The sequence below is a fragment of the Plebeiibacterium marinum genome (assembly GCF_026013615.1).
Classification (GTDB): Bacteria; Bacteroidota; Bacteroidia; order Bacteroidales; family Marinilabiliaceae; genus Saccharicrinis; species Saccharicrinis marinus_A.
Genome location: NZ_JAPDPI010000087.1, coordinates 1 through 6,160 on the forward strand (window position 1 = coordinate 1; position 6,160 = coordinate 6,160).

At 33.7% G+C, this 6,160-nt stretch carries 4 protein-coding genes; 1 reads left to right on the top strand and 3 read right to left on the bottom strand.

The window, feature by feature from the left end:
• The first annotated feature begins 526 nt into the window (after positions 1–526).
• Positions 527–841 carry a hypothetical protein gene (locus OM074_RS20735; protein WP_301202611.1) on the top strand — a complete coding sequence of 105 codons (315 nt, stop codon included), beginning with the start codon at positions 527–529 and terminating at the stop codon, positions 839–841.
• A gap of 71 nt (positions 842–912) precedes the next feature.
• Here the strand turns inward: OM074_RS20735 and OM074_RS20740 are convergent, their stop codons facing one another.
• The 3 genes from OM074_RS20740 to OM074_RS20750 all read right to left on the bottom strand — a co-directional run bounded on the left by OM074_RS20740 (position 913) and on the right by OM074_RS20750 (position 6,100).
• Positions 913–4,311, bottom strand: a complete 3,399-nt coding sequence (locus tag OM074_RS20740) for a DEAD/DEAH box helicase family protein (protein WP_301202613.1) — start codon at positions 4,309–4,311, stop codon at positions 913–915.
• A 128-nt stretch (positions 4,312–4,439) separates the two neighbouring features.
• Positions 4,440–5,111, bottom strand: coding sequence for an STING domain-containing protein (locus OM074_RS20745; protein ID WP_301202614.1), 672 nt, complete (start codon positions 5,109–5,111; stop codon positions 4,440–4,442).
• A 2-nt stretch (positions 5,112–5,113) separates the two neighbouring features.
• Positions 5,114–6,100: a nucleotidyltransferase-like protein gene (locus OM074_RS20750; RefSeq protein ID WP_301202615.1), complete on the bottom strand. Its 987-nt coding sequence runs from the start codon at positions 6,098–6,100 to the stop codon at positions 5,114–5,116.
• Positions 6,101–6,160: the final 60 nt, after the last annotated feature.

A 6,160-nucleotide genomic window follows, 5' to 3' on the forward strand; every position in this document is an offset into this window, starting at 1 on the left:
CTGCAGGAGCTTTAGCGTAGGCAGCAAGAGGGTAAGGCTTCCCGCTGGGTTTGCGGGACAGGTAGTGTGATTTTTTAATGGGCTGTTTGTGTGTGATGGCGTGGGGCGGGGAGCTCGGGCCGTGGGGCTCAATAACATAATGCCGCTATAGGACTGCCGGAGGTATTTAGTTTACACCATTGAAGATAGGCAAGTTATATAGGGACGCATTATGTTATTGCAGCTTAGGGGTGCTGTTTTTGGCGTTGCTTTTGCCTGAGTACAGCTTTTAAGACTTTGGAATAAATATGTTGAAGGGAGGTACGAACAAAACTATTTATGAGAAAGTATTAAAGGCTATGGATGCTCCAGGTTACCTGGGGTGAGGGGTTTAAGGCATTTTTAGTTGTGAGGTACGAGCAGCGGAATGACTTAAATACCGAATGTGTGTATGGCGCTGATTACAAATTAAGCGCCAGCAATAGTTGTTAATTGAGCGCCATTAGGGCAAAAGGTATGACGAAAACAGCACCAGAAGGGTAAGGAAGTGGCAAACATAGGCTCGTGGGTAGAAGTAAGGTTTGCCATTTTGTATGCACCATGTAAATTGAAAATGGCAAATGTTACAGGCAGAGGGAGGTTTTTGTGGCTTCATTGGACAATGGTAATTGACAATGGATATTGGTTGGAGTTTAAGAAAAGGAATAACTTTAAGAACGAGATTAGAACAAATACTGCACGTGTGTGGGTGAAAGGCTTGGTTGCCACTTTTGAGGTGTTGGGTGTGAATGGCCATCACCTGAGAGAATGTACCCCTAATACAGAAGGGCAGCAATTGGGGTGTTATGGGGTGCATGAGTGATGGTGTATAATATTTTATCCTAAAGAGATGATATATCCTAATATTCACAAATTTTAGAACTGGTTTATGTATTAACCCACTACAGCATTATTATTTACTTCATCAATGGTTCTGATGATATGATCCTGATCTTCGTCTTCAAATAGTTCGAAGAGACCGTTGTCTTCGGCATTTTTAAATGAAGTAGATAATTCTTTTAATTCGAGAAAACCGTTTTTAGTAAAGTGGCCAATAATCATTTTTAAAAACTGGATCTGATCTGCAGTTAAATTACCTTCATCTATAAAATTAGAGAAAGCTTTTTGAATGGCTTCTTCATCCATGCCAATAATACTGCGAATGAAGACACCTAATGGTTTTTCTCCATATGTTTTCAGATAATCTTCTTTTGTTCCAAGTTTTGAGTCCAGGAAAATAAGTCTTTCCAATTCATCTAACTCAATTGAAGTTAGGGGTATGTTATTTCTTAGTTTTTGAATAGTCAGGTGATTTTTATTTTCACGTATATAAGTTTCTACTCTAAGTTTATATGAATCACTTTTGGTATAACCAATTAATGGATCTTCAATGATATTTACATTTTCAATTTCATCCAGGAAGTCTGTTTTGTATGTGAGCGTTTCTTCCTTAGGTAAGTATTTTAATAAATCGCGAAGGGATAGCCTAATATTTTCAAGTTTGTTATAGTTTTTATCCTGCCAAAAGTTATCGTCTTTAATCGCCTTTATAATACTTTTTTGATTAGCAACATCACCAATGTTTAATAATCGACTTAATTGTTGACCGATGTTTTTAATGGTGTTTTCATATTGAGGTATTGTTGGCTTTGATTCGATTAATGCTAATTGAAAATTACGCATGAGCAAATCAAAACGTTTTGCAGCTTCGTCTTTTTCCGGAATAAATATCAATGGAGCAATGTGATTGAAAATTTCAAAAATTGCCTGGTCATTTAGGTTTTGCCAGATATCCGGTTTGTTATATTTTTCTACATACTTTAATTCCATGCGGACCATGAAATTTTGTAAGTTAAGTTGACAGACTCTCTGATAAGCCCAATTTAATAATTCTTTTCTGGCTTGCTGATGATTCTCATCTAAAAATGGTTCTTCTCTAAATGCTTCAGCGATAGAAATTGTTGTTTTAAATATTTTAGCAGATAAAGAATCTGATTTATTCGCTTTTCTTCCTTCAGGTTTTAGACTAAAAAACTGAAAATTATTACAGAAGTCAAATACGTAAAAATATTCTTTGTCTATACCGGGAGCAAACAAATCAGGACACAGTCTTGTACCCCTGCCTAACATCTGCCAGAACTTAGATTTACTGTAAACGGGTTTGAATAGTACAAGGTTAACAATTTCAGGTACATCAACACCTGTGTCTAACATATCAACGGAGACTGCAATTTGAGGATATTTATCTTTAAGTGAAAAATCATCTAATAAATCCTGGGCGTATTTCTCATAATTATCTATGATTCGAAGGAACTTATTACCTAATTCCGGATACATTGCATTAAACCGTTCTTCAATGAATTCGGCATGTTGATGGCTTTTAGCAAAAATGATAGATTTACCAATTTTATCACCCTCTTCAACTTTTATACCTTGAGTCATTAAGTAATTTAAAGCTTTATCAACTGTGTTATTATTAAAAAGCCAATTGTGAATAGCACTACTGTCTATACTATCAGGCATATAACCTGATTCATCCCGAAAGGTTTCTTCGTATTGTTCCTGTTCTTCTTCTGATAAATCATCAAAATTTATCCCTCTTGACATAAATCCCAGATTAATTTCCTGGGCATGAAAAGGAACCAGGTATTTTTCATTGACAGCCTCTTCCAGTTCATAATCAAAAGTTGGATTATTCGTTTCTTCATCAAATAAATGATACGTGTCGTGGTCTCCATCTTCCTTAGGAGTAGCTGTTAAACCTAACCTCAAGGCATCGAAATATTTGAAAATAGCACCGTATTTTTGATAAATAGACCTGTGGGCTTCATCTACAATAATCAGATCGAAATGTCCCACCGAATAGAATCGTTCATCGCCAGAGCGAATTCCATCTATACAATTCATAATGGTAGGATAAGTACTGAAGACCAAACGTGTATTTTTATCTTCCTTTTCTTTTGTGAGGTTTACTGAAGATAAATTTGGAAGAAGCGCATTAAAATTTCTTTGAGCCTGAGTGACTAATGCATTACGATCAGCTAAAAAAAGAACACGGCTTATCCAACCAGATTTAAATAGTACATCGACAAAAGAAATGGCAGTACGTGTTTTACCGGTACCTGTTGCCATTACAGCTAGTGCAGCCCTTGAGCCACCTCTTAATTCATTTGATGAATCTTTTATAAATTTATTGAGAATGCTTGCAATGGCATGTTTTTGATAAGCTCGATTTGTTATTTTGTTATTGATAGACTGGATTCTTGGATCTTTTTTATCTTTTCGTCTATTAATAATTTGTTGTAATTCATCTTTGGTATAGAAACCAAAAACTCTACGTGGGGGGTAAGTACAATCGTCCCAAATTTCAGTATCGAATCCGTTGGTATAATATATAACAGGTCGTTGTCCTGTCATGTTTTCTAAACAATTGGCGTATAACTCAGCCTGATGTTTTCCTTCATTAATATTACGAGATGCTTTTTTTGCTTCTATAACAGCCAAAGGCAATCCATTATTACCCCAAAGGACATAATCAACATAGCCTTTTCCTGTTGGATTGACTGATTTAGGCATGCCTATGACACGATATTCTGTAGTGTTTATGGCTTCAGGATTCCATCCTGCTTCCTGCAACATAACATCAATATACAGGGATCTTGTTTCACTCTCAGAATATTGTTCAGGAGGTAATGCTATAGGCTGATTTCGCTCCTTACGCTCTTCAATTTCTTTTAGTTGTATTTTTAATTTAGCATTTTCCTCTTCAACTAATAATCGTTTTTTTCGTTCGTCATTGGCCAGGTTAATTTGCTCGGATAATTTTTTTTCAGCTTTTTTTAGTTCGTGCTTACTTTTTTCTGAAGCACCCACTTTTGGGATTAAATCTTCGTTAAATTCTACAATTTCAGGAGGTACTTCACTATACATTTTGGAAGTCCAACTTAAGAAGCGAAACAAAAATCGAAGACAGGCCAAGCTTGCTTTTCGATCTATTTTACCACCATGAGCAGCGATATTACCTTGTTTTCGTATGTAGTCTAAGTTATTATAAATAGATGGCGGAATAATTTCTTTGAATGTAGGTTCAGCCATTCTTGCCGCTAACTTTGTTTGGTATGGTTGTTTTAAGTAACCTTCATTTTCGTATAGCCAATGAACCATTCGTTCCAAACATAAACGCGCATAAAATGCCGATGTTATTGGGGCAGTTATTGCGTTTTTTTCAACTTCAATTGCCCTAATATATATATCATTCCATTCGCTTTGGAGGAAAAGAAAGTTAGATTGCATGTAGTACTATTTTACAAGATATGGTTTAGTGTTATGCAAAATAGTGAAAAATATTCAACAAATATGAGCCTAGCAGCATTCAATTAGCATCTAGGCTTATATTCGTAAATTATAGGAATTTTTATAAACTATTCAATTTTAAAGTCCTTATCAATTAAAATTATATTCTTATCCAACTGTTTTCTTGATAACAATTTTAATATCTCTTGCTTAAACACGTCTATATATTTTACGCCCAGCTTTTCTTTTTCAATATCAGTTAAATCATTTTTAGGCGAAATTACTTGATAGTCAATTAAAGGCTTCAATGTTAGTAATGTGTTTGGAATATCAAAAAAACAATCTTCACCAAGACTTGCAATTGTCATAAGATCTCTAGCACCTCGTCCTTCATTTATTTTAATAGATCGAGTACCAATATTACCGTATTTTTCAATGAAGTTAGCCTTAATTCTTTCTACATTTTTGGGATATAATTCGTCAATAGTTTGAGGAAGGTATATATAAATTACAGGCTTTTTACTCTTCTTTATCAATTCTGTTAGAACCGGTTCAATAAAATTATTAATATAACCATAAGCTAATGCGTTTGCAGTTGAGAATTTCTCAATTGCAATTATATCAGAGTATTTTTTTACCAGGTAACTTAGTAACGGTGTTACTATTGTAAGTAGTAAAAATGTTGCAGCTTCCGGATCAAAACATACTTCAATATTAAAAAGCCAAATAATTCCTAATGTAATTGCACTACCATAAAGTATAAATTGAATTATTATTGAGATTACTTTAATTATCTTCATTATTATGCAATTAAACGTTTTAAACTATTTAGCTCGTTGATTATATATTCTACTTCACTAATTAAGATTTTAAGAAATCCTGTTTTTTCGACATCTTCAGTAATTCTATCATCCTTTCTAAAAATGTATTCTCTTTTATCTAAAGATTGTAAATTGTACCTATATGAATAGTTGTTTGCAATTTTTTTTAACTGTTCATAGGCAATAGGAACTAATTCCAGATAACTTTTATTGTGATACTGCTTTGTGTCAATATCAAATAAGATCGCATTTATATCAAAACTTGAAAGCTTAATGTCTTGATCTGCATCTGATTTAAGCGTTTTTAGGAAACGAATCATTCTTTTAAGTCTTCCATTTACGATGGAATCCTTATCGTTTAAAAGTTTAATTCTCATAAAAGGATAATCTGCATCTAATTTTCGATCATAAGCAGGAATATTGCCCTTGTAGAATACCTGTATAGCTTTATTTACAATGTTACTGTTTATATAATAATTTGTGTCTTGAAACCAACTTGCAATTACAACATCAACTTTACGATTAGGATTGGTAAGTTCAACTTCGATAGACTTTGGACGTGATGTATCCACGTAAGAATATACACTATCAAGTGTTTCTTCGCAATCAAGTCTTAATTCTCTAAGGTCTGTTAATGCATTGGTATAACCACCTCCGTTTAAAACATTTTTTAATGTGTTAATTTGGTTTTGGTTATACTTAAAATATACATCAGTTTGATTTAAGGATTTATTTATTCCTTCTCTGTCAAAGGTGTAGAACTTCTCAGTTATTGTTAATAAATCAATATCACTGTACCCTTTTATATGAGTATTCGTCATAACAGAGCCTTGAAATTCAAAACTGACATCAGATAATTTTGAATTTAATTGATTTTTTACTCGATTTCCAGCATCAATTGTTTGTTTTGTGTAAAGCTCATCAACACCAAACGTAAGCATTCGGTAAACCCCGTCTTGATGCGACAAAAATAAGTGTTGCTTTCAAATTACTTCCAAAACATTCGGAGTAATTTGAAAGTTCTTAGG

Bases quoted from the DNA above. Each gene is read 5' to 3' on its own strand.
- OM074_RS20745 (WP_301202614.1), bottom strand. From the start codon at position 5,111: ATGAAGATAATTAAAGTAATCTCAATAATAATTCAATTTATACTTTAT.
- OM074_RS20740 (WP_301202613.1), bottom strand. From the start codon at position 4,311: ATGCAATCTAACTTTCTTTTCCTCCAAAGCGAATGGAATGATATATAT.